Here is a 24,710-nt window from a genome sequence, read left to right as displayed (position 1 = left end):
CATCAGCCTTTGAACAGGCAGATCAGCAGGATCAGATTAAGGAGCAAAGACAGCAGTGCCAGGCTGCGCCAGACCTTCAGGGGCTCGCGTTCAAGCAATGGCCGCGGGCGCACACTCAGTTGCTGGCGCTCGCCCTGTTCGAGCAGCAACAGCCATTGCTCGGCGGTTTCAAAGCGTTGTTGTGGATCGCTGAGCAGTGCCTGGGCGAGGTTGTGCTCAAGCCACTCGGGCAGGTCCGGGCGATAGCGTGCGGCGCTGACCGCCTGGGTGAAACGGGGGTGCTGGAAGGCTTCGATTTCGCCATAGGGGTAGTGCCCGGTGAGCAGGTAGAACAGCGTTACGCCCACGCTGTACAGGTCTTGCCGGGGGCTGGGCGGCTCGCCTTCAAAGGCTTCCGGGGCAATGAACGATGGCGTGCCCGGCAGCTCATGGGCGCGGTCTTCGGAGAGCCCCGGGCAGAAGGCCAGGCCGAAATCCAGCACGCGCAGTTGGCCGTCATCACCCAGGTGCAGGTTTTCGGGCTTGATGTCGCGGTGGAGGATATTGCGCCGATGCAGCGTGCCTACGGCCTGCAGCAGTTGCTGGGCCAGTGACTGCCACTGCGCCAGCGGTAGCGGGCCGCTGGCGGCGTACAGTTGCGCCAGGGTCTGGCCGGGGTATTCGCGCATCAGGTAGTACAGGTGCTGGCGCTGGCTGGCCAGGTGCACTTCGGGGAAGTAACGCCCGGCCACCCGGCGCAGGAACCATTCTTCCAGCAGCAGGCTTTGCAATGCGCCGGGTTCATCCTTGCGCTCTGCAGGCAGGGTTTTCAGCAGCCACGCCTGTTGCTGGTGGTCGCGCACGCGGTACAGCAAGGACTGGCGGCTGTGGCCCAGCGGTTGCTCGACGCTCCAGCCGTCGATCGTCTGCCCGCAGCGCAGGGCAAGCGGCAGCGGCCATTGCTGCAGTTGCGCCAGGGAGTCGCCAAGGTTGCTGGCGCCCAGTCGCTCGACCCGCACCAGCAGCGCGCTGGCGTTGTCCTGGCTGCCACTGTGATGGGCCGAGCTGACCAGGGTCTGGGCGGCATCCTGCAGGTCGATCTGTTCGCGCAGCACGGCCCTGATCTGCGCTTCGCTGAGGCTGGCCCAGACACCGTCGCTGAGCAGCACGAAGCATTCGCCAGCCTGCAGCTCGCCTTCCAGGTAATCGACCTGCAGGTGCTGGTCCAGGCCCAGGGCGCGCTTGAGCACGTGCTGCATGCCCGGTTGGTCCCAGACGTGATCTTCGCTGATGCGTTGCAGCTGCCCGGCAGCCCAGCGGTAGATCCGGCAGTCGCCGACATGCGCCAGGGTAAAACGCCGCCCGCGCAGCACCAGGGCGCTGAGGGTGGTCAGCAACGGCTGGCCGCCGCCGTTGGCGCGCAGCCAGCGGTTTTGCGCCAGCAGCAGGCGGTCCAGGGCCTGGGCCACGTCCCAGGTGGCGGGGGTGGCGTAGTAGTCCAGGGCCAGCGCCTGCAGGCTGGCCCGCGCCGCCAGGCCGCCATCGGCGCACTGGCTGACACCGTCGGCGAGGGCGAACAGGTAGCCTTTGCTGGCGGCCAGTTCCGGGTTGGGGGTCACCAGGCGCAGGGCGTCCTGGTTTTCCTCCCGGGGGCCGCTGGCGCTAGCCTGGGCGAAGCTCAGTTGCAGGCTCATGGCGTAACCCTCAGACCCGCGCCGCGGTCACCGCCGCCGAGCCCCAGGTGGTGCGCCAGCGCTGCTTGACGCCGTGCAGACCGAACCAGGCAAGGATGCCGAGGCTGGCGAACAGCCACAGGCCCGACTGATAGTCGCCAGTGTGCTGCTTGATCGTCCCCAGGCCCGCGGCGAGCAGGAAGCCGCCGATGCCGCCGGCCATGCCGATCAGCCCGGTCATCACGCCGATTTCCTGGCGAAAACGTTGCGGCACCAGCTGGAACACCGCGCCGTTGCCGGCACCCAGGCCGAGCATGGCGCTGACGAACAGGGCCAGGGCGGCCACCGCGCTGGGCAGGTTGAAGCCGACGGCGGCAATGCAGATGGCGGCGACGCTGTACATCGCCAGCAAGGTGCGGATACCGCCGAAGCGATCAGCCAGGGCGCCACCCAACGGGCGCATCAGGCTGCCGGCGAATACGCAGGCGGCAGTGTAGTAGCCGGCGGTCACCGGGCTCAGGCCGTACTGGTCGTTGAAGTAGCCGGGCAGGGCGCTGGCCAGGCCAATGAAGCCGCCGAAGGTAACGCTGTAAAAGAACATGAACCACCAGCTGTCACGGTCACCCAGGGCCTTGAGGTAGTCGGCCAGGGCTTTGGGTTTGGGCCGCTCGGGGGCGTTGCGCGCCAGCAGGCTGAACAGCACCAGGGTCAGCAGCAGCGGGATCACGGCAAAACCGAAGACGTTGTTCCAGCCAAAGCCTGCGGCCAGGGCCGGGGCCAGCAGCGCGGCGAACACGGTGCCGGAGTTGCCGGCGCCAGCGATGCCCATGGCCTTGCCCTGGTGCTGGGCCGGGTACCACTGCGAGGCCAGCGGCAGCGATACGGCAAACGAGGCCCCGGCAACGCCGAGGAACACCCCGAGCAACAGGGCTTGTTCATAACTATGGATGCCCAGGCGCCAGGCGCAGAACAGTGCGACGATGACAATCACCTGGCCGATCAGCCCGGCGGTCTTGGGCGACAGCCGGTCCACCAGCAGGCCCATGACAAAGCGCAGGATCGCCCCGGCAAGGATTGGCGTGGCGACCATCAGGCCGCGTTGCTGGGTGGTCAGTTGCAAATCAGCGGCGATCTGCACCGCCAGCGGGCCGAGCAGGTACCAGACCATGAAGCTCAGGTCGAAGTACAAAAAGGCGGCGAACAGGGTAGGGACATGCCCGGACTTCCAGAAACTCGTATTCATCGAACACCTCGTTGAACAGGGACGGAAACGAAAAAGACGTCGCCACCCGACCCGCTTGCGCGAGTGGGGGTGCGACGTCTTTGTCGTGAAGGGGGCAACCGCCGTTGGCTACCTGTCCTTTGCTGATAGCAAGAGCCGGGCCAGAATGCCTCAGCCGAGCAGGTCGCTCATGGCAATGATCTGCTCGGCCACCTGGATCAGCTTTTGTTGCTTGCTCATGGCCTGGCGGCGCATCAGGGTGTAGGCCTGTTCTTCGTTGCAGTCCTTCATTTTCATCAACAGACCCTTGGCCAGCTCGATCCGCTTGCGCTCCGCCAGTTGCTGGTCGCGGGCCTGCAGCTGGGCCTTGAGCGCCTGGTCGCTTTCAAAGCGGGCCATGGCCACGTCAAGGATCGGCTGCAGCCGCGTGGCCTGGATGCCTTCGACGATGTAGGCGCTGACCCCGGCCTGGATGGCCTGGCGCATCACGCCGGGGTCGTGCTCGTCAGTGAACATGACGATCGGCCGCGGCCGGTCGCGGCTGACCAGCACCACTTGCTCCATGACATCCCGGCCCGGTGACTCGGTATCGATCAGCACCACGTCCGGATGCACCGTTTCGACGCGCGCCGGCAGGTCGATGGTCAGGCCCGACTCTTCGATCACCTCGAACCCGGCCTGGACCAGGGCGGCCTTGAGGCGACCGACTTTTTTCGCAGTGTCGTCGATCAACAGGATTCGCAGCATGGTGGCGTCTCCTTTCAGCGGCGGGCGAGGGTGGCTGGCGGTTCCGCCAGTGCATGCAGGCGAAAGCTGCGGGCGTAGCCATACGGGTCGCTGCCATCCCAATGGCTGCCATCGATCAGTGGGCTGCTGCGCATGTCGGGGCCTGCGCAGGGCACGCCGATCGCTGTGGCGGCATCGCGGTACAGCGCCAGTTGCTGGACCTGGCGGGCCACGGCGAGGTAGTCGGGATCTTCGCGCAGCAAGCCCCAGCGGCGGAACTGGGTCATGAACCACATGCCATCGGACAGGTATGGCACGTTGGCCCGGCCTTCATCGTGCAGGCGCAAGGCGTGGGGGTCATGCCACTGGTTGCCCAGGCCGTCCTGGTACTGGCCGAGCAGGCGTGGCTCGATACTCGACAGCGGTGCATCCAGGTACGCCTTGCCGCTGAGCAGCTGCGCGGTACTGCGCCGATTTTCGTTGTTCTGCTCGATGAAACGACTGGCGGCCAGCACCGCCATCACCAGGGCCCGGGCGGTGTTCGGGTACTGTTCGACAAAGGCCCGGGTGCAACCCAGGACCTTTTCCGGATGGTCCGGCCAGATCGACTGGCTGGTAGCCAGGGTAAAACCCTGGCCCTGCTCGATGGCGCCCGCCGACCAGGGTTCACCGACGCAAAAGCCATCGATGCGTCCGGCTTGCAGGTGCGCGAGCATCTGTGCAGGCGGCACCACTACGCTGTTGACGTCAAGCAACGGGTGGATGCCCTGGCTGGCCAGCCAGTAATACAGCCACATGGCATGGGTGCCGGTGGGAAAGGTCTGGGCAAAGGTCAGTTTTGTCCTGCTTTGGTGCACGAAATGCTCCAGTGCCTCGGGACTGGTCACGCCTTGGCGTTGCAATGCCGCGCACAGGTTGATGCCCTGGCCGTTCTGGTTCAGCCCCATCAGCACCGCCATGTCGGTGGCCGCGCTACCGCCGATGCCCAGTTGCAGCGCATAGATCAGGCCATAGAGGCTGTGAGCGGCATCCAGCTTGCCACTGGCCAGCTTGTCACGCAGGCCGGCCCAGGAGCTTTGGCGCTGCAGGTTCAGGCTCAGGCCGTAGGCCTGGGCGAAGCCCTGGGTGGCAGCCACCACCACCGAGGCGCAATCGCTCAGGGCCATGAAACCGAGATTCAGGCTGGGCTTTTCCGGGGCATCGCTGCCGTTGACCCAGGCCAGGGAAGTTGCGGGAATAGGGTTGGTCACGTCATTGCGCCTGTGTCGAAGGTCAGGCCGTACCGCTCGCGTGGCAGGCGTTGTAAGAGGGATCTAGCAACGCATATGCCAAGGCGGCCCTGTCCCCCGGACGACGCCACCGCTATAATCGCCCCCTCACTCACGTCGAGCTAAGCCCGCCCATGTATACCCTGGCCCGCCAGTTGCTGTTCAAGCTCTCCCCGGAGACTTCCCATGACCTGTCCCTGGACCTGATCGGCGCCGGTGGCCGCCTGGGCCTCAACGGGCTGCTGACCAAGGCGCCGGCCTCTTTGCCGGTCACCGTCATGGGCCTGAACTTTGCCAACCCGGTCGGCCTGGCAGCAGGCCTGGACAAGAACGGCGCGGCCATCGACGGCTTTGCCCAACTGGGTTTCGGTTTTGTCGAGATCGGCACCGTTACCCCGCGTCCGCAACCGGGCAACCCCAAGCCGCGCCTGTTCCGCCTGCCGGAAGCGCAAGCGATCATCAACCGCATGGGTTTCAACAACCTGGGTGTCGACAACCTGCTCAACCGGGTACGTGCGGCCAAATACCGTGGCATTCTCGGTATCAACATCGGCAAGAACTTCGACACTCCGGTCGAGCGCGCGGTCGACGACTACCTGATTTGCCTCGACAAGGTCTATGACCAGGCCAGCTACATCACCGTCAACGTCAGCTCGCCCAACACCCCGGGCCTGCGCAGCCTGCAGTTCGGCGATTCGCTCAAGCAACTGCTCGACGCCCTGGCCGAGCGCCGTTCGCAACTGGTGAGCGAGCGCGGCAAGCATGTGCCGCTGGCAATCAAGATCGCCCCGGACATGAGCGATGAAGAAACCGCGCTGGTGGCTTCGGCCCTGCTCGAGGCAGGCATGGACGCGGTAATCGCCACCAACACCACCCTTGGCCGCGAAGGCGTCGAAGGGTTGTTGCATGGTGATGAGGCGGGTGGCCTGTCGGGCGCGCCGGTGCTGGAAAAAAGCACCCATATTGTCAAGGTGCTGGCCGGCGAGCTGGGCGGCAAGCTGCCGATCATTGCCGCAGGCGGGATTACCGAAGGCAAGCATGCGGCGCAGAAGATTGCCGCCGGTGCCAGCCTGGTACAGATCTACTCGGGGTTCATCTACAAGGGGCCGGCCCTGATCCGTGAGGCAGTGGATGCCATCGCAGCCTTGCCACGCTGAAACGGCAGGCATAAAAAAGGGCCCCCTCAAGGGGCCCCTGGGCCTTAGCCCGCCGCCCGGATGGGGCGTGCATGGTAATCGGATTCAGTTCCTCGTTCAGCCAACGGCGTGAAGTTCGTTGAGTCTATGGATACCCGCAGTGCCGGTCATACCGTCCCAGTTGTCGCCGCGTCCTTCGCGCCAGCCATTGATCCATGCCTGACGTACAGACGGTAGAGTAAAGGGGCAAAGCTCGCGGGATTTGCCGGTGACCCCATATTGGTAGCCACGTGAAAAAGCTCGTTCCAACGGATCACGCTTAAGTCTTCTCATAGGGTGTTGCCCTCACTTGTTGACTGTAATGTCCCGTCGACCTCTAGAAGGTCGGGCAGAATCGTTCTGCCGGTTTGCGCTCGCTGCCGGCGTCGCGAGCGGAAGTGTTGTACCGTTGCGGTGACAACCTGAGATCAGTTCTAACCAATGCACGACACAGTGTGAATGATCGTTTTGTCATAAGGACGTAACCTTTCATAGGGTCACAGGATAAGTAAATAAATGCGTCTGATTAGGATCTGGCGCAAAGCCCGCTATGATCAGGGTTTGGTCTGAAACGAAATCATCTGGCCATTGCCATGTGATAATTTGTAACAACGAAGGTAAAACGACGAAGGGTCATTTTTCCCGGTTTTTTACCTGAATTTTTCATTCTGCTCGGCAATCAAAGACTTTTCTGCCATGGCAAAAGTCAGGTTGGCGGGTGGCCCGGCGTAAAAAAGCGCCACTCGAACGCTGTGGAAAGGCGTTCGATTAAACATCGGAAGGGCGATGCGCTTGCTCTTCCACTTTATTGCTCAAGGCTCTGGATACCCCATGTCGGACCGTTTCGAACTTTACCTCACCTGCCCCAAAGGCCTTGAAGGCCTGCTTGCTGAAGAAGCGCGTGGCCTTGGCCTTGAAGAAGTGCGTGAGCACACCTCGGCGATTCGCGGCACCGCCGACATGGAAACCGCCTACCGGCTGTGCCTGTGGTCGCGTCTGGGCAACCGCGTGCTGCTGGTGCTCAAGCGCTTCAACATGAAAAACGCCGACGACCTCTACGACGGCGTCAATGAAGTCGAGTGGCAGGATCACCTGCAAGCCAGCGGCTCGCTGGCGGTGGAGTTCAGCGGTCATGGTTCGGGCATCGACAACACCCACTTCGGCGCCTTGAAGGTCAAGGATGCGATCGTCGACAAACTGCGCACCAGCAGTGGTGAGCGCCCGTCGGTGGACAAGCTCAACCCTGACCTGCGCGTGCACCTGCGCCTGGAGCGCGGCGAGGCGATCCTGTCCCTGGACCTGTCTGGCCACAGCCTGCACCAGCGCGGCTACCGCCTGCAGCAAGGCGCTGCACCGTTGAAGGAAAACCTCGCTGCCGCGGTGTTGATCCGTGCCGGCTGGCCGCGCATCGCCGCCGAAGGCGGCGCCCTGGCTGACCCGATGTGCGGCGTGGGCACCTTCCTGGTCGAAGCGGCAATGATCGCCGCCGATATCGCACCGAACCTGCGTCGCGAGCGTTGGGGTTTCAGCGCCTGGCTCGGCCACGTGCCAGCACTGTGGCGCAAACTCCATGACGAGGCGCTGGCCCGTGCCGAAGCCGGCCTGGCTCGTCCACCGCTGTGGATCCGTGGTTACGAAGCCGATCCACGGCTGATCCAGCCAGGCCGCAACAACGTCGAACGCGCAGGCCTGAGCGATTGGGTGAAGATCTACCAGGGCGAAGTCGGCACCTTCGAGCCGCGCCCGGACCAGAACCAGAAAGGCCTGGTGATCTGCAACCCGCCGTATGGCGAGCGTCTGGGCGACGAGGCCAGCCTTTTGTACCTCTATCAGAACCTCGGCGAGCGTCTGCGCCAGGCCTGCCTGAACTGGGAAGCGGCGGTGTTCACCGGTGCCCCGGACCTGGGCAAACGCATGGGCATCCGTAGCCACAAGCAATACGCCTTCTGGAACGGCGCCTTGCCGTGCAAGCTGCTGTTGATCAAGGTCCAGCCCGATCAGTTCGTCACCGGCGAGCGCCGTCAGCCGGAGCGCAACGGCGAAGTTGCCGAGCAGCGTTCGCCCGCTGCCGTGGCCAGCGAGCCGGCCCGCCTGAGCGAAGGCGGGCAGATGTTCGCCAACCGCCTGCAGAAGAACCTCAAGCAACTGGGCAAGTGGGCCAAGCGCGAGAACGTCAGTTGCTATCGCCTGTACGATGCCGACATGCCCGAGTACGCCCTGGCCATCGACCTGTACCAGGATTGGGTGCATGTGCAGGAGTATGCCGCACCGCGCTCGATCGATCCGGAAAAAGCCCAGGCGCGCCTGTTCGACGCCCTGGCAGCGATTCCCCAGGCGTTGGGTATCGACCAGAGCCGGGTGGTGGTCAAGCGCCGTGAGCGCCAGACCGGCACCCGTCAGTACGAGCGCCAGAGCACCCAGGGTCAGTTCCTGGAAGTGCGGGAGGGCGGCGTCAAGCTGCTGGTCAACCTCACCGATTACCTGGACACCGGGCTGTTTCTCGACCACCGTCCGATGCGCCTGCGCATTCAGCGCGAGGCTGCGGGCAAGCGCTTCCTCAACCTGTTCTGCTACACCGCCACGGCCAGTGTGCATGCGGCCAAGGGCGGTGCGCGCAGCACCACCAGCGTCGATTTGTCCAAGACCTACCTGGACTGGGCGCGGCGCAACCTGTCGCTCAATGGCTTTTCGGACAAGAACCGCCTGGAGCAGGGCGACGTCATGGCCTGGCTGCAAGCCTGCCGCGACGAGTACGAGCTGATCTTCATCGACCCGCCGACCTTCTCCAACTCCAAGCGCATGGAAGGCGTATTCGACGTGCAGCGCGATCATGTCGAGTTGCTCGACCTGGCCGTGGCACGCCTGGCGCCGGGGGGCGTGCTGTACTTCTCGAACAACTTCCGCAAGTTCCAGCTCGATGAAAACCTGGCTGAGCGCTACGCGGTGGAAGAGATCAGTGCCCAGACCCTGGACCCGGACTTTGCCCGCAATAGCAAGATTCACCGGGCATGGAAGATCCAGGCGCGCTGATCGGCTGATTGTCGCGGGCGATGATTGCTTCGTTAATGGCTAATGGCTATAACTCAATCAGAGCCCGCGATCCGCAGGACGCTGGCGTTTTGAGTGCTTTCTATGTCGATGCACGTCGCTCGTCCGAAGATGCTCGGCTTTGTCAGCGAAGAAGTTTCCGCCTGGCTGGTGGCCGGTGTGGCGTTTGTGGCCGGCAGCCTGTTGACAGCGCTGCTGGCGCTGGCGACTCATGACCTGTACCACCAGCAGCTGCGGCAGCGCTTCGAACTGCTGGCCAGCGAACGCTACAGCCGTATCGAAGAACGCTTCGAGGACCAGGTGCAGCGTCTTGACGGCCTGCGCCGTTTCTTTGTGTTCTCCTCAAACGTTACCCTGGATGCGTTCAACGGCTATGCCCAACCTTTGCTCTACCGGACCCAGGCCTATGCCTGGGCGCCACGGGTAGCCGGCGAGGCGCGCGAGGCGTTCGAGCGCGGCGCCGCACAGACACTCGGCAAACCCTTTGCCATCCATGAACTCACTGACGCGGGCAGCCTGCAGGTCGCGGCGCCGCGGCCGTTTTATTATCCGCTGTACTACACCCAGGCGCTGAGTCACCAGGCGCAGCCCCTGGGCCTGGATATGCTATCCCAACCGCTGCGCCAGGCTGCTCTGGATCGCGCCCGGCAGCCTGGCAGCATGGCCGTTTCGGCGCCGCTGAACCTGAGCAATGTCGATCCGGCTTTTACCCGGGGCGTGCTGATGGTGGCCCCGGTGTTCGCGCCCGGCAATACTGCCAGCGCCCCTGACGGCTACGTGCTGGCGGTGATCAGCCTGCAGCAACTGATGGCCGAAGGGCTGCCCAGCCCGAGCCAGGACAATCTGGTAGTGCGCATTCTCGACCTGTCCGGGCAAGGCCGGCGTGAGGTGTTGTTTCAGTCGGGCAACGAGGGCGCCAGCACTGAGCTGACCGCCAGCCATCTGTTGCGCCTGGCCGATCATGACTACCAGCTGGATATTCAGCCGAGTCTGGCGTTCATGGAGGCCAATCGCTCCTCGGCGGTGAACGCCGTGGTACTGCTTGGCGGCCTGCTCAGCCTGTTGCTCAGCGCGTTGCTGTTCAGCCTGTTCGGCCAGCGCCAGCGGGCCCTGACCCTGGTCGAGCAGCGCACTGGCGAGTTGCGCGTCAGCGAGCAGTCGTTGCGCGACACCCATAATCAGCTGCGCAGCGTGCTTGATGCCGCGACCCAGGTGGCAATCATTGCCACCAGCTTGCGCGGGGTGATCAGTACCTTCAACGCCGGTGCCGAACGCATGCTCGGCTATCACAGCGCTGAAGTCATCGGCCAACTGACCCTTGAAGATCTGGTATTGCCGCAGGAACTGCAGGCCCGCGCACGAGCCTTGAGCCAACGTTATGGCCGCGAGGTCAGCGCGGCCCAGGCGATGTTTGCCGAGACGGTCCAGGAGGGTGAAAGCGAACCGGGCGAGTGGACGCTGTTGCGCAAGGATGGCAGCCACCTGCTGGCCAATATGCTGGTCACCGCGGTGCTCGACGAGCACGGGCTGTGGGTCGGGCACCTGGCCATTTGCATCGATGTCACGGAGCGCAAGCGTGTGCACGAGGCCCTGGCAGCCCGTGACCGCCTGCTGGAGAAACTCAGCGCCGAGGTGCCCGGTGGCATCTATCAGTTCCACCTCGACCGCGATGGCCACTCCTGTTTCAGCTATGCAAGCGAAGGTTTGCGCGATATCTACGAGATCGACCCGCAGCGTCTGCGCGAGGATGCGACGGCGGTGTTCGAGCGCATTCACCCGGACGATCTGGCGCGGGTGCGCGCGTCAATCCGCTACTCCGCCGATCACCTGACGCCCTGGCGCGAGGAGTATCGGGTGGTCCTGCCGGCGGCCGGGATGCGCTGGATACGTGGCGAGGCCACGCCGGAGCCGGCCGAGCAGGGCGCTACCTTGTGGCATGGCTACCTGACGGATATTTCCGATCTCAAACGCGTCGAGGAGGAGCTGCGGGCGTTGTCAGTGACGGACTCGCTGACCGGCATCCACAACCGGCGTTACTTCCAGGAGCGGCTCAAAACCGAACTTGAGCGGGCCCAGCGCGATAGTCAGGATCTGGCAGTGATCATGCTGGATATCGACCACTTCAAGCGGATCAACGACCTGTATGGTCATGCCGTGGGTGACCATGTACTACGCAGCCTGTGCCAGCGCATCAACCATCGCTTGCGCCGCACCGACGTGTTCTGCCGCCTGGGTGGCGAGGAGTTCATGGTCCTGTGCCCGGGCAGCAATGCCGAACGGGCCTACACCCTGGCCTTGGAACTCTGGCAGGGCTTGCGCAGTATGCCGGTGGACGGTGTCGGCATGGTCACGGCGAGTTTCGGCGTAGCCGGCTGGCGCCCCGGGGAGGGCGCCGATGCCTTGCTGCTGCGCGCCGACTCGGGGGTGTATGCGGCCAAGCAGGCTGGCCGCGACCGGGTCGAGGGCGAACAGCCCTGAGCCAGGCTCAGGGCTGAATGGCGGCGGTGCTGTTGACCAGCTTTGGCTGGCGGTACAGGTCCAGCAGGACCTGATCGAGCACTGCCGAAGCACCCCAGGGTTTCGGATCGTTGAGGATCGCCGCCACCGCCCAGGTGTTGCCGTTGCTGTCGCGGCTGAAGCCGGCGATGGCCCGTACGGTATTCAGGGTGCCGGTCTTGATGTGCGCTTCACCGGTCATGGCGGTGCGCTTGAGGCGCTTGCGCATGGTGCCGTCCATCCCCACCAGCGGCATCGAGCTGATGAACTCGGCGGCGTACGGGCTGTTCCAGGCAGCTTGCAGCAGGGCCGCCATTTCCCGGGTGCTGACCCGTTCGGCGCGCGACAGGCCCGAGCCGTTTTCCATGATCAGGTGCGGCGCGGTGATGCCTTTTTTCGCCAACCACTGACGCACCACGCGCTGGGCGGCACGGGCGTCGTCACCATCGGCGTCGGTACGGAACTGCGCACCCAGGCTCAGGAACAACTGCTGGGCCATGGTGTTGTTACTGTACTTGTTGATGTCGCGGATGATCTCGACCAGGTCCGGAGAGAAGGCGCGCGCCAGCAAACGGGCGCTTTTCGGCACGTTGTCGACCCGGTCGCGGCCCTGGATGCTACCACCCAGTTCGTTCCAGATCGCCCGTACCGCACCGGCGGCGTAGGTCGGGTGATCAAGCAGCGACAGGTAGGTTTGCGAGTTGCAGCCATCGCCCAACTGGCCACTGACCACGACGCTGACGCCGTCGGCCTGAACCACCGGGTTGTAGCGCACGTCGCCGCTGCACTGCTTGGCGTTGACCGCCTTGACCTGGTTGTCGATGCGAATGTTGGCAATCGGCGGCTCGACCGACACCAGGACCTTGCCACCGTCGTTACGGGCGACGAAGCGCAAGGCCTTGAGGTTGATCAGCAGCGAGTCGGGCTTGACCAGGAAGGGCTTGTTCTCATCGCCGCCGTCATCGTTGAACTGCGGCAGTTGCGGCTGGATGAAGTGGCTGCGGTCAAGCACCAGGTCACCGCTGATGGTCTGCACGCCATTGGCGCGCAGGTCGCGCATCAGCAGCCAGAGCTTTTCCATGTTCAGTTTCGGGTCGCCACCGCCCTTGAGGTACAGGTTGCCCTGCAGCACGCCATTGCGCAGCGGGCCATCACTGTAGAACTCGGTCTTCCACTGGTGGGTGGGGCCGAGCATTTCCAGGGCGGCATAGGTGGTCACCAGCTTCATGGTCGAGGCCGGGTTGACCGAGACATCGGCATTGAACACGGTCGGAGTGCCCGGGCCGTTGAGCGGCAGCATCACCAGCGACAGGGCCGAATCCTGCAGTTTGTTGGTTTTCAGCGCTTGCTGCACTTTCGGTGAGAGCGTGGTGTTGACCGCGGCCGCGTGGCTGGAAAGCGCCAGGGGCATCAGCAGGCCGGCAAGCAGAAGAGGGCGAAGAGATCTGATCATGTGCGATAAAACCCTGCGAGCGAGGGGTGAAAAAAACGGAGCGAAAAAAGGTGAAGGCCCCGATACGGAAAAATATAGCGCGCATTATGCCCCAAGCCGAAGGCCCATGGGCCTGTGAATACCGGATCGAGCAGCAGCTTATCGGCTTTTAGTCCGGCAAGGGCGCGGCGAAACTGGTAAAGTGCCGCGCGTTAATACTCAAGAGGATTGTTTCATGGCCACTAACCGTTCCCGCCGTCTGCGCAAAAAACTCTGCGTGGATGAATTCCAGGAGCTGGGTTTTGAGCTGAACCTGGAATTCAAGGAAGATCTGTCCGACGAAGCCATTGACGCCTTCCTCGATGCTTTCCTGGATGACGCCATGGATGCCAATGGTCTGGACTACGTTGGCGGCGACGACTTCGGTCTGGTCTGCAAGGCCGAGCGTGGCTCGGTCACTGAAGAGCAGCGTGCAACTGTTGAAAGCTGGCTCAAAGGCCGCAGCGAACTGACCAAAATCGAAGTCAGCCCGTTGCTGGACGCCTGGTATCCGGAAAACCCGGTTAACCCGGCTTCCTGATCCTGCTGAAACGGCGGCCCCAGTGGCCGCCGTTTTCGTTTCTGCCCCGCCGCCTGTTCAGGTGTTGCCCCGCGATCGTTGGGCTGGCTGTGCGTGCAAGTACCCCTGCAACGCGTCTTCAAGCGCGCTCAAGACGCTCAGTAGCTGCTGCTGGCGATCCTCCAATACCGATGCTGCCTGGTTGCTCTGGCAATCGGCCTCCAGCTGCTCGCAGGCCTGAATCAGACTGTCGGCCTGAATGATGCGGGCGGGTCCGAGAATCTTGTGTGCCTGATTCATCAGTTGCACTGCATCGCCGAGCGGATCGATGGCCTTGAGCGAGGCGCGGTCATGTTTGAAACTGCGCAGCAGTTCTTCGAGCAGTTGGCGTAAATCACTCATGCTCTTGCCCACCACCGGCTCCAGCCCCTGCAGGTCGAATGGCAGCGGTGCAGGCGCTGGCGGCTGTGCGGCCAGCAAGGGCGCTTCGGCCAGGCGCCGGCTCAGTGCATTGAGGCTGATGGGCTTGAGCAGGCAGTCGTCCATGCCAACCTGGCGGCAGCGCTCGCGTACCTCCGGCTGGGCGTTGGCGGTGTAGCCGAGGATGGTGCAGGGGACCCATTGATACTGCCGTTCGTGGTCTCGCGCTGCCTGGGTGAACTGGTAGCCATTCAACTGTGGCATGTTGCAATCGACGATCACCACATCGAACTGCCCCTGGCGCCAGGTGCTCAGGCCACTCAGTCCATTGTCGGCGCTTGCATGTTCAAGCCCCAGAAAGGTCAACTGCTGGGCAATCAGCAGCAGGTTGGCGGGATGGTCATCGATGACCAGTACGCGCAGCGGGGGCAGCACGGCACAGGGCTCTGGCGGTGCCGGAGCAGGCTTGGGGGTTTCCGCCAACAGGGTCATGGGCATGCCGATGTGCACATGGGTGCCCTGGCCGAGCACGCTGTGCAGGGTCAGGTTGCCTCCCATCGACTGGCACAGGTCGCGGCTGATCGCCAGGCCGAGGCCGGTGCCGCTGCGGGCCAGGTTGCTGTCCGGGTTGGCCTGGGCGAACGGCAGGAACAAGCGCTGCTGGTCCTGTGGGCTAATACCGATGCCACTGTCCTGTACCGTTACCCGCAAGGTCGGCCGGTTGGCAGCGGGGCCGGGCTCCAGGGCCAGGTGTACGGTGACTTGCCCTTTTTCGGTGAACTTGATCGCGTTGCTGACCAGGTTCGACAGGATTTGCTTGAAACGCAGGGGGTCGAGCAGGACCTCGCAGTGGGCCTGCGGGGCAATCTCCAGGCGCAGGAGCAGGTCCTTTTGCCGGGCCACGCCATCGAACACGCGACCGACCGATTCGACCAGCTCCGCCAGGTTGACAGGCTCCGGTGCGAGGGTCAGGTGCCCGGATTCGATGCGCGCCATGTCGAGGATGTCGCCAATCAAGGCCAGCAGTTCTTTGGCCGAATTGTAGGCTACCTCGATGGCCGGGCGATCGATATGCCCTTGATCCGCGCGTTTGAGCGTAAGTTCGAGCATGCCGATGATGGCATTCATCGGCGTGCGTATTTCATGGCTGATGGTCGCCAGGAAGACGCTTTTGGCGCGATTGGCGTCATCGGCCCGCTGCTTGGCCAGGCGCAGGTCCTGAATCAGCTGGCGTCGCTCGCTGATATCGATCCAGCCGCCAATGATCCCCTGGACTTCGCCCAGGGAATCCCGATAAGGCAGGATCCAGTGGTAGATGGTCAGTTCGCGCTCCTTGAGCAACAGCGGCCGGTCAACGATCAACGGGATCCCTTCGTGCATGACCTTCTGGTAATCGGCCTGGATCTGACTGGCATAGCAACTGTCGCCCAGGGTGCTGTCCTGGATCCTTTTGCCCAGCACGTCGCTCAGTTGCGCCTCGACAGCTTCCAGGTAACTGTCGTTGCAACTTTGCAGCAGTCCGTCGCGATCGCGAACGTACATGGGATGGGGAGTGCCGTTGAGCAGGGCGCGCATGAACTCGAGCTGGTCGTTCAGGGCCCGTTCGGCGGCCTCACGTTGCTTGATCTGGCGGCGCATCCAGGCGTTCCAGGCCAGTGACAGCAGGAGCAACAGGCTGGTACCCAGGACCACCTGGAGAATCAGGCGCTGGTATTTTTGCCAATAGGCGTCGGTTTCGGTGCTGTAGCCGCGCCAGCGGCTATTGATGATGCCCAGTTCCTCCGGGTCGATGCTCAACAGCGCCTTGTCGAGGATCGACGCCAGTTCCTGGGCGCTGCGCGCAGTGGCCATGGCGAAGGTGGCCGGTTCCGCGCCGACCGAGGAGCGGATCATCAAGTCGCGCTGGGACACGAGGCTGAAGTTGGCATTGATCAGCGCCGTGATGGCCGCATCGACTTGGCCACTGGCCAGCAATGAAGTGGAGTAGAACGTGCTCTCGGTCTCCACCAGTTGAATATCGGGAAAGCGTTGGCGCAAATCATCGTACAAGGGGCTGTCGCGGGTCAGGGCCAGACGCCGGCCGGCCATCTGCTCGAGCGAATCGGGGCTGTCAGCACCCTTGCGGGTCATTAGTACGTAGGAGTTTTCCAGGTAAGGGCGACTGATCGCCAGGGTCCCGGCGCGACGAGGGCTGGGTGAAATCGCTGCGATGACGTCCGCCTGGTCATGGTTGAGGCGGTCGATCATATCGCTGATACCGCTGGCCCGTTGCACTTCGAAGCGCAACCCGGTACGCAGGCGGATAAGTTCCAGCAAATCGGCGGCAATCCCGCGAAAGTTGCCGGCGCTATCGAAGAAGGTCAACGGCGCAGCGGTTTCGTTAACCACCACCCGCACCACCGGATGCCCGCTCAGCCAGCGCTCCTCACGTTGTGACAACTGCAGTTTGCGGTCGGTCAGCAAGACGTCGCTGCCGGCACTCCAGCGTTTGAAGATGCTTTCTCGGGTGCTGCTGGACACCAGGTCGAGGGTGGTGTTGACCAGTTCCAGCAGGGTCTGGTTGTCGTGTCGCACGGCGAAGCTGAAGCCTACGGGCTCGTGCTTGCCGAAGTTGGCCATCTTGACGTTTTGCAGATGGCCCTGGTTGATAAGGTAGTGGGTCGAGATGGTATCGCCCAGAAACACATCGGCCTGGTCGAAGGCGACCGCATTGAGTGCATTCTGATAGGACGGGTATGACTGGATGGTGGCATCAGGATAACTGGCCAGCACTTCATCCAACGGCAGGTAGTGATAGACCATGCTCAGGCGCAGGCCCGCCAGGCCCATATCGAGCGGGCGTGACTCGTTCTCGCGGGTCACCAGCACCGGCTGATCGACGGCATAAGGCTTGGACAGGGCAATGCCGGGAGTCGCTGCCTCGAAGCCGTTGGTACTGCCCAGCAGGTCGATCTGTCCTTGTACCAGGGCCTTAACCGCCTCCTGGCGAGTAGCGAAACGTTGAACCTGGATCGGCAGGTTCAGTGCCGAACCGATCAACCCGGCGAAGTCGGCGGTCAGGCCTTCGTAATCACGGCCGCTGGCGGTCATGTCAAAGGGCGGGTAATCCGGCGCTGAAGTCCCCAGAACCAGTTGGCCCTTGCCTTGGACCCACATCCGCTGGGTCGACGTCAGTGGCAGTTTTGTGGGCAGCGCACCGGCACGGCTGAACAGCGTGAACAGGCTGGCGGCGACTTCATCTGCCTGGGCGGCAAGGCTCAGGCAGGCCAGGGCAGCGCACAGTAACAGGATCAGGCGTTGCCTATGCATGAGTGGCCTCAAACCAGTGCATTGCGTTTCGCCATCTCAATCAATTCGACCAGTGAGTTGGCTTTGAGCTTTTGCATCAGTCTTTTCTTGTAAGTACTGACGGTCTTGTTGCTGAGGAACATGCCCTGGGCGATTTCCTTGTTACTTCTACCTTGGGCAAATAGTTGCAGAACCATCAGTTCGCGATCGTTGACCTGTTTGAACAGGTCCAGTTCCGATACCGAATCATCCTGGCGACGTACAGGGTTGATGGCCTGACTTGGGAAATAGTTGTAGCCGGAAAGTACAGCTTTTATTGCGCTGAGCAGTTCGCAGAGGTCTTCTGCTTTGCACACATAGCCAGCGGCGCCCGAATGCATGCAGCGGCTGCCGAAGAGCGCCGGCGATTGCGCGGTCAGTACCAGGATTTTCATTTTTGCGGGGACGCCCATGGCATGGAAGCGCGAGAGCACCTCCAGGCCGTCCAGCCGCGGGATGCTGATGTCGAGGATGATCAGGTCAGGCAGGCATTCACGAACCATTTGCATGGCGTCCACGCCATTGTCCGATTCCCCGACCACTCGATAGCCTTCGTTCTCCAGAAGCATGCGCACCGCCAGGCGGATGACCGGGTGATCGTCGACGATGAATACAGAGTACATGTTGAACTTCCATAAAGGTGCCAGAGAGGAATAGCACCTTAACGCAGATAGAACTGGTCGCACATGAACTCAAGGCGTGTTAATCGATATATAGGAAAAGTCCTACTAACTTTGCAAGCGGAGATTACAGAGGGTTCTTTGTAGGGCGGGTGTTGGGCGGGTTGAAAGTAAGGTGAAGTTACGAAAGTGCCGGTCTGTTGATGATCGTTATCTGCGTGTAAGTTATTTCCTACTTGCTACGGATACGCACGCACCGTCCGGTACCCGGACAGTGCGTCGCAGCCGTTCAGGTCGGGCTGGAACGGCCAGTCATTTCACGGGCCATTTCACTGGCATAGCTGTCCGTCATCCCGGCAATGAAGTCGATCATGCGCAGGAAGGAAGTGTGCAGTGAGGCGTTGGGGCTTGGCGCGTTGTTACCCAGCAGGTCGAGGATACGCCGGCTCTTGAACGAGGGCGTGCGGCCGCCGTGCTGCTCCAGGGCGGCGCCACAGAACGAGTTGAGGAGAATTTCCAGGGTGGTGTAGGCACCAATTTCATGCAGGGTCTTGCGTTTGTCCTGGAAGATCTTCTTGCGCGCGATGTCCTTGGCCTGCAATACACAGCGTTTGGCCGGGCCATGCATATGCTCGACCAGATCACCGTGGAGTGTGCCTGCCAGCAGGGCGTGCTGTTGCTCGACGAAGGCACGCGCGGCGGCGTTGGTCAGGTGTTCGATGGCTTTCCCGCGCAGGATCGCCAGTTTGCGCCGTCGAGAGTCGTCCGGGCCCAGCTGACGGTAGGTTTCCGGCAGGTCGTCACCCACCAGGCTCAGCAGGAGCGACTCCACTTCGGCATAGTCAAGCAAGTCCATTTCCAGGCCGTCTTCCAGGTCGATCAGGGCATAGCAGATGTCATCGGCCGCCTCCATCAGGTACACCAGTGGATGGCGTGCCCAGCGTTGTTCTTCGAGCTGTGGCAGGCCGAGCTTGCGGGCAATCTGTTCGAGCAATGGCAGTTCGCTCTGGTAGCAGCCGAACTTGTGTTTCTTGTAACCCAGTGCGTCGGCATGGCGCGCAGTCCAGGGGTACTTCAGGTAGGTGCCCAAGGTGGCATAGGTCAGTCGGGTGCCGCCATCGAACTGGTGGTACTCAAGTTGGGTGAGCACCCGGAAACCCTGGGCATTGCCTTCGAAGTTAAGAAAGTCGGCGCGCTCGGGCTCGCTCATCGCATCCAGCCAGCCGCGCCCGGCGGCCTGCTGGAACCAGTGACGGATAGCGTCTTCGCCGGAATGGCCGAAGGGTGGGTTGCCGATGTCATGGGCCAGACAGGCTGACTGCACGACCATGCCCAGGTCGCTGGGTTCGCACCATTGCGGCAGGCTGGCGCGCAGGGTTTCGCCAACGCGCATGCCCAGCGAGCGGCCGACGCAGCTGACTTCCAGGGAATGGGTCAGGCGGGTGTGGATGTGGTCGTTGCTTGACACCGGGTGTACCTGGGTCTTGCGCCCCAGGCGGCGAAAGGCGCCGGAGAAGATGATCCGGTCGTGGTCTTTGTGGAACGGGCTGCGGCCGAGTTCTTCGGGGCTGTGCAGGGGTTTGCCGAGGCGTTCGCGGGTGAGCAGGGTGTGCCAATCCAAGGCCATTTCTCCGGTGCGGGGGCTGGGGGGTAGCTTCGCGGTTAGGGGGCGGCGCTGCAAGTGGCTTTGTGAGCTTAGGTCGGGGCAGGTAGATCAAGAGTGAGCGCGCCGATCTGTGGGAGCGGGCTTGACCCGCGATCACGCGCGCAGCGGTCGTAACCCAGGCGCTGCCTGTCGTGCTGGCGGCACTTACCGCTTGCTACCAGCGCCTTGCATGGCCAGCTTCAACAACGGGATCAAGCTGGTGGCCAATTTCACCAAGCGGCTGACGCTACCGCTGCGGGCGCCTTTGCCGGTCAGGAAACCCAGCAGCACCACGGCACCAATGCCCCACAACGGCGCGTGCTTGATGCCCAGGCCGCCTTGCAGCGAGTCGCCCATGGCGCGCAGGCGGGTCAGGGGGTTGAGCAGTTGCCCGGACTCATGGCGAATCTCCTGGCGGTGCATCTCCAGGCGCAGACGCACCAGGGCCTTGCGCAGCTCTCGGCGGTTGGCGGATTGCGGTAGTTCAGGCAGGCTCATGGCAACAGGCGCTCCCGGTCCTTGGCAAGTTCTTCGAGGGTCGAGCTGAACGGCGACGATTCATCGAACATCGCAGCCTTCAGGCGCAGGCCGCAAAACAGCGCCGCCAGCCCATAGAACACGCACAGGCCAACGATGCCCGCCAGACGATAACTGTCCCAGAGCATCACCAGCACCAGGCCGGAGAGGGCGGTCAGCAACAGCAGGGCAAATACCAGGGCCAGCCCGGCCAACAGCAGCAGGCTCAGGGTCCGGGCCTTCTGCTCCTGCAATTCGATGCCAAACAGTTCGACATGGCCGTGCAACAGGCCCAGTACCGCCGCACCGAGGCGCTTGCTGGAGGGGCCGGCGCCGGCCAGTGGTTCGCTTTCCATGCTCGGTCCTCAGCGGCGGGTGGCCAGCAAGCCAATCAGGAAGCCGACACCGGCGGCGATGCCGATCGACTGCCAGGGATTGCTCTGCACGTAATCTTCAGTGGCGCTCAGGGCCGCCTGGCCTTGTTCGCGTACCGAGTCCTGGGTCAGTTGCAGGGTTTCCCGGGCGCGCAGCAGGCTGTCGTGGATCTGTTCGCGCAGTTCATCGGCCTGATCGCCAGCCAGGGTTGCGGTGTGTTCCAGCAGCTTCTCGGTATCGCGTACCAGGGCCTGGAAGTCAGCCATCAGTATTTCTTGAGCAGTCTTTGCCGATTTGCTGGCCATGGGGCTCTCCCTAACAGTGTGTATGGCTATTTCGAGTCGTGGGCGCGGGCGAAGGTTCAAGTGCAATTCACTGGTACAGCTTTTGCTTTGCCGTGGTGCGCCGGGGCCGGTGCCTGCGCCGCTTGTGGGCGTGGACAAACACCGGACCTGTAAACCTTAACCCAATCCACGACAAACCCAAGGAAAAACTCCCGTATCACCCGGATTGGCCAGGGAGGTGGCCGTGACAACGATCCAGGTTGGTGCACGAAGGGGTGTATCTGAGCTGTCTTGGTGCTTTTTTGCAGGCCTGCCTACTCCATGGAAAATTTGCAAAGCGCAGTGGACACCCTGGTCCACGGCTCCAACACGCTGTTCATTTTGCTCGGTGCGGTGATGGTCCTGGCCATGCACGCAGGTTTCGCCTTCCTTGAGGTGGGCACTGTGCGGCACAAGAACCAGGTCAACGCCCTGTCGAAGATTCTCAGCGATTTTGCCGTCTCGACCCTGGCGTACTTTTTCATCGGCTACTGGATTTCCTACGGCGTCAGCTTTCTGCAGCCGGCGCAGGTGTTGAGCCAGGCGCATGGGTACAGCCTGGTGAAGTTCTTTTTCCTGCTGACCTTTGCCGCGGCGATTCCGGCGATCATTTCCGGCGGTATCGCCGAACGGGCACGCTTTGCCCCGCAACTGTGCGCCACGGTGTTGATCGTGGCCTTTGTCTACCCATTCTTCGAAGGCATCGTCTGGAATGGCAACTTTGGCCTGCAGGCCTGGCTGGCGGCACGTTTTGGTGCAGGCTTCCATGATTTTGCCGGCTCTGTCGTGGTGCATGCCATGGGGGGCTGGCTGGCACTGGCAGCGGTATTGCTGCTGGGGCCGCGCAACGGCCGTTATCGCGACGGCAAGCTGGTGGCGTTTGCGCCGTCGAACATTCCTTTCCTGGCGCTGGGTTCGTGGATCCTGATCGTCGGCTGGTTCGGTTTTAACGTCATGAGCGCACAAACCCTGCAAGGGGTCAGCGGCCTGGTGGCGGTCAACTCGTTGATGGCCATGGTTGGCGGAACGGTGGCGGCCTTGGTGGTAGGGCGCAATGACCCGGGCTTCCTGCACAACGGCCCGTTGGCCGGGTTGGTGGCGGTGTGCGCAGGTTCCGACCTGATGCACCCGGTGGGCGCGCTGGCTACCGGGGCGATTGCCGGCGCCTTGTTTGTCGGCTGCTTTATCGCCGCGCAGAACACCTGGAAGATCGATGACGTGCTGGGCGTGTGGCCGTTGCATGGCTTGTGCGGGGTATGGGGCGCAATTGCCTGCGGGATCTTCGGTCAGAGTGCCTTGGGCGGGCTGGGCGGGGTCAGCCTGGTCAGCCAGTTGCTCGGCAGTTTGGCCGGGGTTCTGGTGGCCCTGATCGGCGGCTTTGCCGTGTACGGGGGGATCAAACTGTTGCTCGGTCTGCGCCTGAGTCAGGAGCAAGAGTATTACGGCGCCGACCTGTCGATTCACAAGATCGGCGCCACCAGTCAGGACTGAATCGTTCAGCGCCCGGCGAGCAAGCGTGCTTGGCAGGCTTCCACGGCGCTCAACGGGCCGCTGACCAGTACCGCATCACCGGCGTGCAGGCAGGTGCCGGTATCCACTTGCAGCTCCTCGCCCTGGCGCTGGACCGCCTGCAGCTCGACGCCCAGTTGTTCAAGGCCCAGCTCGCTCAAGGTACGGCCACAAGCGAAGGCTTCGGCGCCGAGGTTGACCGCGTGCATCATGGCCTTGGGCAGGCCTTCACTGTCGACCGGGCTGGTCTGGGCGCCATGGTAGAAGGCATGCAGCAGGCGGTAGCGGGTCTTGCGCACCTCATCCACCCGGTGCTGTACCTGATCTTGCGGCAGGCCGAGCATCACCAGGGCATGGGAGGCCAGCATCAGGCTCGATTCCAGCAGTTCCGGGACCACCGCCGTGGCGCCGGCCGCGCGCAACTCGTCGCGCTGGCTGTCGTCGCGGGTGCGTACCAGGATCTGCACCTGGGCGTGACGTGCGCGGGCGGCCTTGAGCACGCTCAGGGCGATGTCGGTCTTGTCCACGGCTATCACCAGTAGCCGCGCCCGCTCAAGGCCGATGGCCGTGAGCAGTTCGCCACGGCGCGAGTCGCCGTAGTGCACGCAACTTTCCCCGGCGGCGGCTTCCTGAACCCGCACCGGGTCGTCATCCAGCGCGATGAAGGGGATGTCCTCGCGGCGCAGGAAGCGCCCGATCGACTGGCCAACCCGGCCGTAGCCGCAAATCAGCACATGGCCGTTCATCGAGGCGCTCTGGGCTTCGATTTCTTCCAGTTGAACTTCCTGGTTGGGCTTGCGATGCAGGCGCGCGGCAATGCCGGGGGCGGCCCGGAGCAGCAGGGGGGTGACCAGCATCGAGCAGAAGGTCGCGGCCAGCAGCAGGTGCCCCAGCTCCTCGGGCAGCAGCTGGGTCTGTTGCATCTGCGCCATCAGGGCGAAACAGAACTCGCCCCCCTGGGCCAGGGCCAGGCCGCTGCGCCAGGCGGTTTCAGCGTCGCTGCCGCGCACCCGCACCAGGGCGGCGACGATGCAGCCCTTGACCAGCAGCAGTGCCAGGGTCAGGCCGAGGATCTGCAGGCCATGGCTGGCAAACAGTTGCAGGTCGATAAGCATGCCGATACTGACGAAAAACAGCCCCAGCAGGATGTCGCGGAACGGGCGGATGTCCGCTTCGATCTGATGACGGTAATTGCTTTCGCCCAGCAGCATGCCGGCGAGGAAGGCCCCCAGGGCCGGGGACAGCCCCAGCAAATGAGTCAGCCATGCCGTCAGCAGCACGATCACCAAGGCCAGAAGCACGAACAATTCCGCCGAATGCGAGCTGGCCACTTCATGGAACAGGCGCGGCAGCAGCCAGCGGCTGGCCAGCAGCAGGCCGACGAAGAGGATGACGGTCTTGCCCAGGGTCAAGGGCAAGGCCCAATACCAAGCCTGGCCGCTCTGGCCGGCAAACACCGGGACCAGGGTCAGCAGCAACACCGCCACCACATCCTGGAACAGCAGCACGCCGATGGCGTTCTGGCCGTGGCTGCTGAAAATCTCGCCGAGGCTGGTCAGCTCCTTGCTGACGATTGCCGTGGACGAGAGCGCAAGACCTGCGCCTAACAGCAATGCCGCGTTGCTCGGCATGCCCAGCAGGGCCAGCAGCCCGGCAAGCAGGATGCTGGTGCAGATCACCTGCAGGCTACCCAGGCCAAACACCACCTGGCGCAAGGCAAGCATCTTCGACAGGGAAAACTCAAGCCCTAAGGAAAACAGCAGAAACACCACACCCATTTCAGCCAGGTCCGGCAGCTCCTCACTTTCATTGACCCAGTCCAGGGCGGTAGGGCCAACGAACAGGCCGACGCACAAATAGCCGAGTACCGGCGGCAACTTCAGGCGCCGGAAGATAGCGATGACGACCAGCGATGAGGCCAGGATGATCAACAGGTTGGCAAACACAAAACACTCCCTTGCGAAAACAGCGAAAAAACCATTAAGTCTGAACGACTTGCGCCATTTGGCCATTGATGTGCATCAGCACTTCAATGCCGTTCGCCGACTTCAAGGGCGGCGCTCGACTGGCCCCGAATGCAGACCTAGAATAATGATCCGTTCCTACAGATGCTGGTACCCATAAATGCCTCCTGAATGCCAATTGTTCGGCACCCTGGGGTGTCACCTGTGTGAAGTGGCCGAGGCGCTGCTGATGCCGTTTGTCGAGCATGGGCTGCTGGTCGAGTTGGTTGATATTGCCGACCATGAGGGCATGTTCGAAGCCTATGGCCTGCGTATCCCTGTGCTGCGCCGATGTGATTCCGGGGCGGAGCTGAACTGGCCGTTTGACGCCGAACAAGTCGTGACCTTTCTGAAGTAAAGCAGTCGTGGGCGGGGAGCCGCTTCCTGTCGTGCG

Annotated in this window: 19 protein-coding genes; 6 read left to right on the top strand and 13 right to left on the bottom strand. The window is 62.9% G+C overall.

Annotated features, from left to right (window positions below):
* Positions 1-2 precede the first annotated feature (2 nt).
* From PspR32_RS17815 to PspR32_RS17800, 4 genes are all read right to left on the bottom strand, one after another.
* A complete protein-coding gene (locus PspR32_RS17815) occupies positions 3-1,673 on the bottom strand; it encodes a bifunctional protein-serine/threonine kinase/phosphatase (RefSeq protein ID WP_159388970.1) in 1,671 nt (556 codons plus the stop codon).
* 10 nt (positions 1,674-1,683) lie between these two features.
* Positions 1,684-2,895 (bottom strand): nitrate/nitrite transporter, encoded by a 1,212-nt coding sequence (locus PspR32_RS17810; protein ID WP_100782020.1) that lies wholly within the window; start codon positions 2,893-2,895, stop codon positions 1,684-1,686.
* A gap of 150 nt (positions 2,896-3,045) precedes the next feature.
* Positions 3,046-3,621: an ANTAR domain-containing response regulator gene (locus PspR32_RS17805; RefSeq protein WP_010223325.1), complete on the bottom strand. Its 576-nt coding sequence runs from the start codon at positions 3,619-3,621 to the stop codon at positions 3,046-3,048.
* Between the two features lie 14 nt (positions 3,622-3,635).
* Positions 3,636-4,850, bottom strand: a complete 1,215-nt coding sequence (locus PspR32_RS17800; protein ID WP_159388969.1) for a CmpA/NrtA family ABC transporter substrate-binding protein — start codon at positions 4,848-4,850, stop codon at positions 3,636-3,638.
* 152 nt (positions 4,851-5,002) lie between these two features.
* Here PspR32_RS17800 and PspR32_RS17795 point away from each other — a divergent pair, with 152 nt between their 5' ends.
* Positions 5,003-6,025, top strand: coding sequence for a quinone-dependent dihydroorotate dehydrogenase (locus PspR32_RS17795; RefSeq protein ID WP_159388968.1), 1,023 nt, complete (start codon positions 5,003-5,005; stop codon positions 6,023-6,025).
* 96 nt (positions 6,026-6,121) lie between these two features.
* Here the strand turns inward: PspR32_RS17795 and rmf are convergent, their stop codons facing one another.
* Positions 6,122-6,337 (bottom strand): ribosome modulation factor, encoded by a 216-nt coding sequence (rmf, locus tag PspR32_RS17790; protein ID WP_010223328.1) that lies wholly within the window; start codon positions 6,335-6,337, stop codon positions 6,122-6,124.
* Positions 6,338-6,874: 537 nt separating this feature from the next.
* On the opposite strand from rmf, the gene rlmKL reads away from it, so the two are divergent.
* Positions 6,875-9,073 (top strand): bifunctional 23S rRNA (guanine(2069)-N(7))-methyltransferase RlmK/23S rRNA (guanine(2445)-N(2))-methyltransferase RlmL, encoded by a 2,199-nt coding sequence (gene rlmKL, locus PspR32_RS17785; RefSeq protein WP_100782019.1) that lies wholly within the window; start codon positions 6,875-6,877, stop codon positions 9,071-9,073.
* 102 nt (positions 9,074-9,175) lie between these two features.
* A complete protein-coding gene (locus PspR32_RS17780; protein ID WP_010223330.1) occupies positions 9,176-11,569 on the top strand; it encodes a sensor domain-containing diguanylate cyclase in 2,394 nt (797 codons plus the stop codon).
* Between the two features lie 7 nt (positions 11,570-11,576).
* Here the strand turns inward: PspR32_RS17780 and dacB are convergent, their stop codons facing one another.
* On the bottom strand, positions 11,577-13,040 hold the full coding sequence (gene dacB, locus PspR32_RS17775) for a D-alanyl-D-alanine carboxypeptidase/D-alanyl-D-alanine endopeptidase (RefSeq protein ID WP_026001339.1): 1,464 nt from the start codon (positions 13,038-13,040) through the stop codon (positions 11,577-11,579).
* Positions 13,041-13,254: 214 nt separating this feature from the next.
* Here dacB and PspR32_RS17770 point away from each other — a divergent pair, with 214 nt between their 5' ends.
* Positions 13,255-13,599 (top strand): YggL family protein, encoded by a 345-nt coding sequence (locus PspR32_RS17770; RefSeq protein WP_010223332.1) that lies wholly within the window; start codon positions 13,255-13,257, stop codon positions 13,597-13,599.
* Positions 13,600-13,656: 57 nt separating this feature from the next.
* Here PspR32_RS17770 and PspR32_RS17765 read toward each other — a convergent pair whose 3' ends face one another.
* The 6 genes from PspR32_RS17765 to PspR32_RS17740 form a co-directional block, all read right to left on the bottom strand.
* Positions 13,657-17,307 carry a transporter substrate-binding domain-containing protein gene (locus PspR32_RS17765; RefSeq protein ID WP_159388967.1) on the bottom strand — a complete coding sequence of 1,217 codons (3,651 nt, stop codon included), beginning with the start codon at positions 17,305-17,307 and terminating at the stop codon, positions 13,657-13,659.
* 8 nt (positions 17,308-17,315) lie between these two features.
* Positions 17,316-17,948: a response regulator transcription factor gene (locus tag PspR32_RS17760; protein WP_010223334.1), complete on the bottom strand. Its 633-nt coding sequence runs from the start codon at positions 17,946-17,948 to the stop codon at positions 17,316-17,318.
* A 286-nt stretch (positions 17,949-18,234) separates the two neighbouring features.
* Positions 18,235-19,566, bottom strand: a complete 1,332-nt coding sequence (locus PspR32_RS17755) for a deoxyguanosinetriphosphate triphosphohydrolase (protein WP_010223335.1) — start codon at positions 19,564-19,566, stop codon at positions 18,235-18,237.
* A 189-nt stretch (positions 19,567-19,755) separates the two neighbouring features.
* Positions 19,756-20,088: a hypothetical protein gene (locus PspR32_RS17750; RefSeq protein WP_010223336.1), complete on the bottom strand. Its 333-nt coding sequence runs from the start codon at positions 20,086-20,088 to the stop codon at positions 19,756-19,758.
* The gene (locus tag PspR32_RS17745; RefSeq protein WP_010223337.1) at positions 20,085-20,462 is read right to left on the bottom strand and encodes a phage holin family protein; all 378 of its coding nucleotides are present in this window, start codon (positions 20,460-20,462) and stop codon (positions 20,085-20,087) included. Before PspR32_RS17745 ends, PspR32_RS17750 begins: the two co-directional genes overlap by 4 nt.
* Positions 20,463-20,471: 9 nt before the next feature.
* Positions 20,472-20,786 carry a DUF883 family protein gene (locus tag PspR32_RS17740; RefSeq protein WP_036996427.1) on the bottom strand — a complete coding sequence of 105 codons (315 nt, stop codon included), beginning with the start codon at positions 20,784-20,786 and terminating at the stop codon, positions 20,472-20,474.
* A gap of 300 nt (positions 20,787-21,086) precedes the next feature.
* Between PspR32_RS17740 and PspR32_RS17735 the strand changes: the two genes are divergently transcribed.
* Entirely contained in the window at positions 21,087-22,295 is a 1,209-nt protein-coding gene (locus PspR32_RS17735; protein WP_036996426.1) for an ammonium transporter, read from the top strand.
* Between the two features lie 5 nt (positions 22,296-22,300).
* Here PspR32_RS17735 and PspR32_RS17730 read toward each other — a convergent pair whose 3' ends face one another.
* Positions 22,301-24,259 (bottom strand): monovalent cation:proton antiporter family protein, encoded by a 1,959-nt coding sequence (locus PspR32_RS17730; RefSeq protein WP_036996425.1) that lies wholly within the window; start codon positions 24,257-24,259, stop codon positions 22,301-22,303.
* A gap of 178 nt (positions 24,260-24,437) precedes the next feature.
* On the opposite strand from PspR32_RS17730, the gene PspR32_RS17725 reads away from it, so the two are divergent.
* On the top strand, positions 24,438-24,674 hold the full coding sequence (locus PspR32_RS17725; protein WP_010223342.1) for a glutaredoxin family protein: 237 nt from the start codon (positions 24,438-24,440) through the stop codon (positions 24,672-24,674).
* Positions 24,675-24,710: the final 36 nt, after the last annotated feature.

Source organism: Pseudomonas sp. R32, assembly GCF_009866705.1.
Lineage (GTDB): Bacteria > Pseudomonadota > Gammaproteobacteria > Pseudomonadales > Pseudomonadaceae > Aquipseudomonas > Aquipseudomonas donghuensis.
This window is presented reverse-complemented; position numbering and strand designations above follow the sequence as displayed.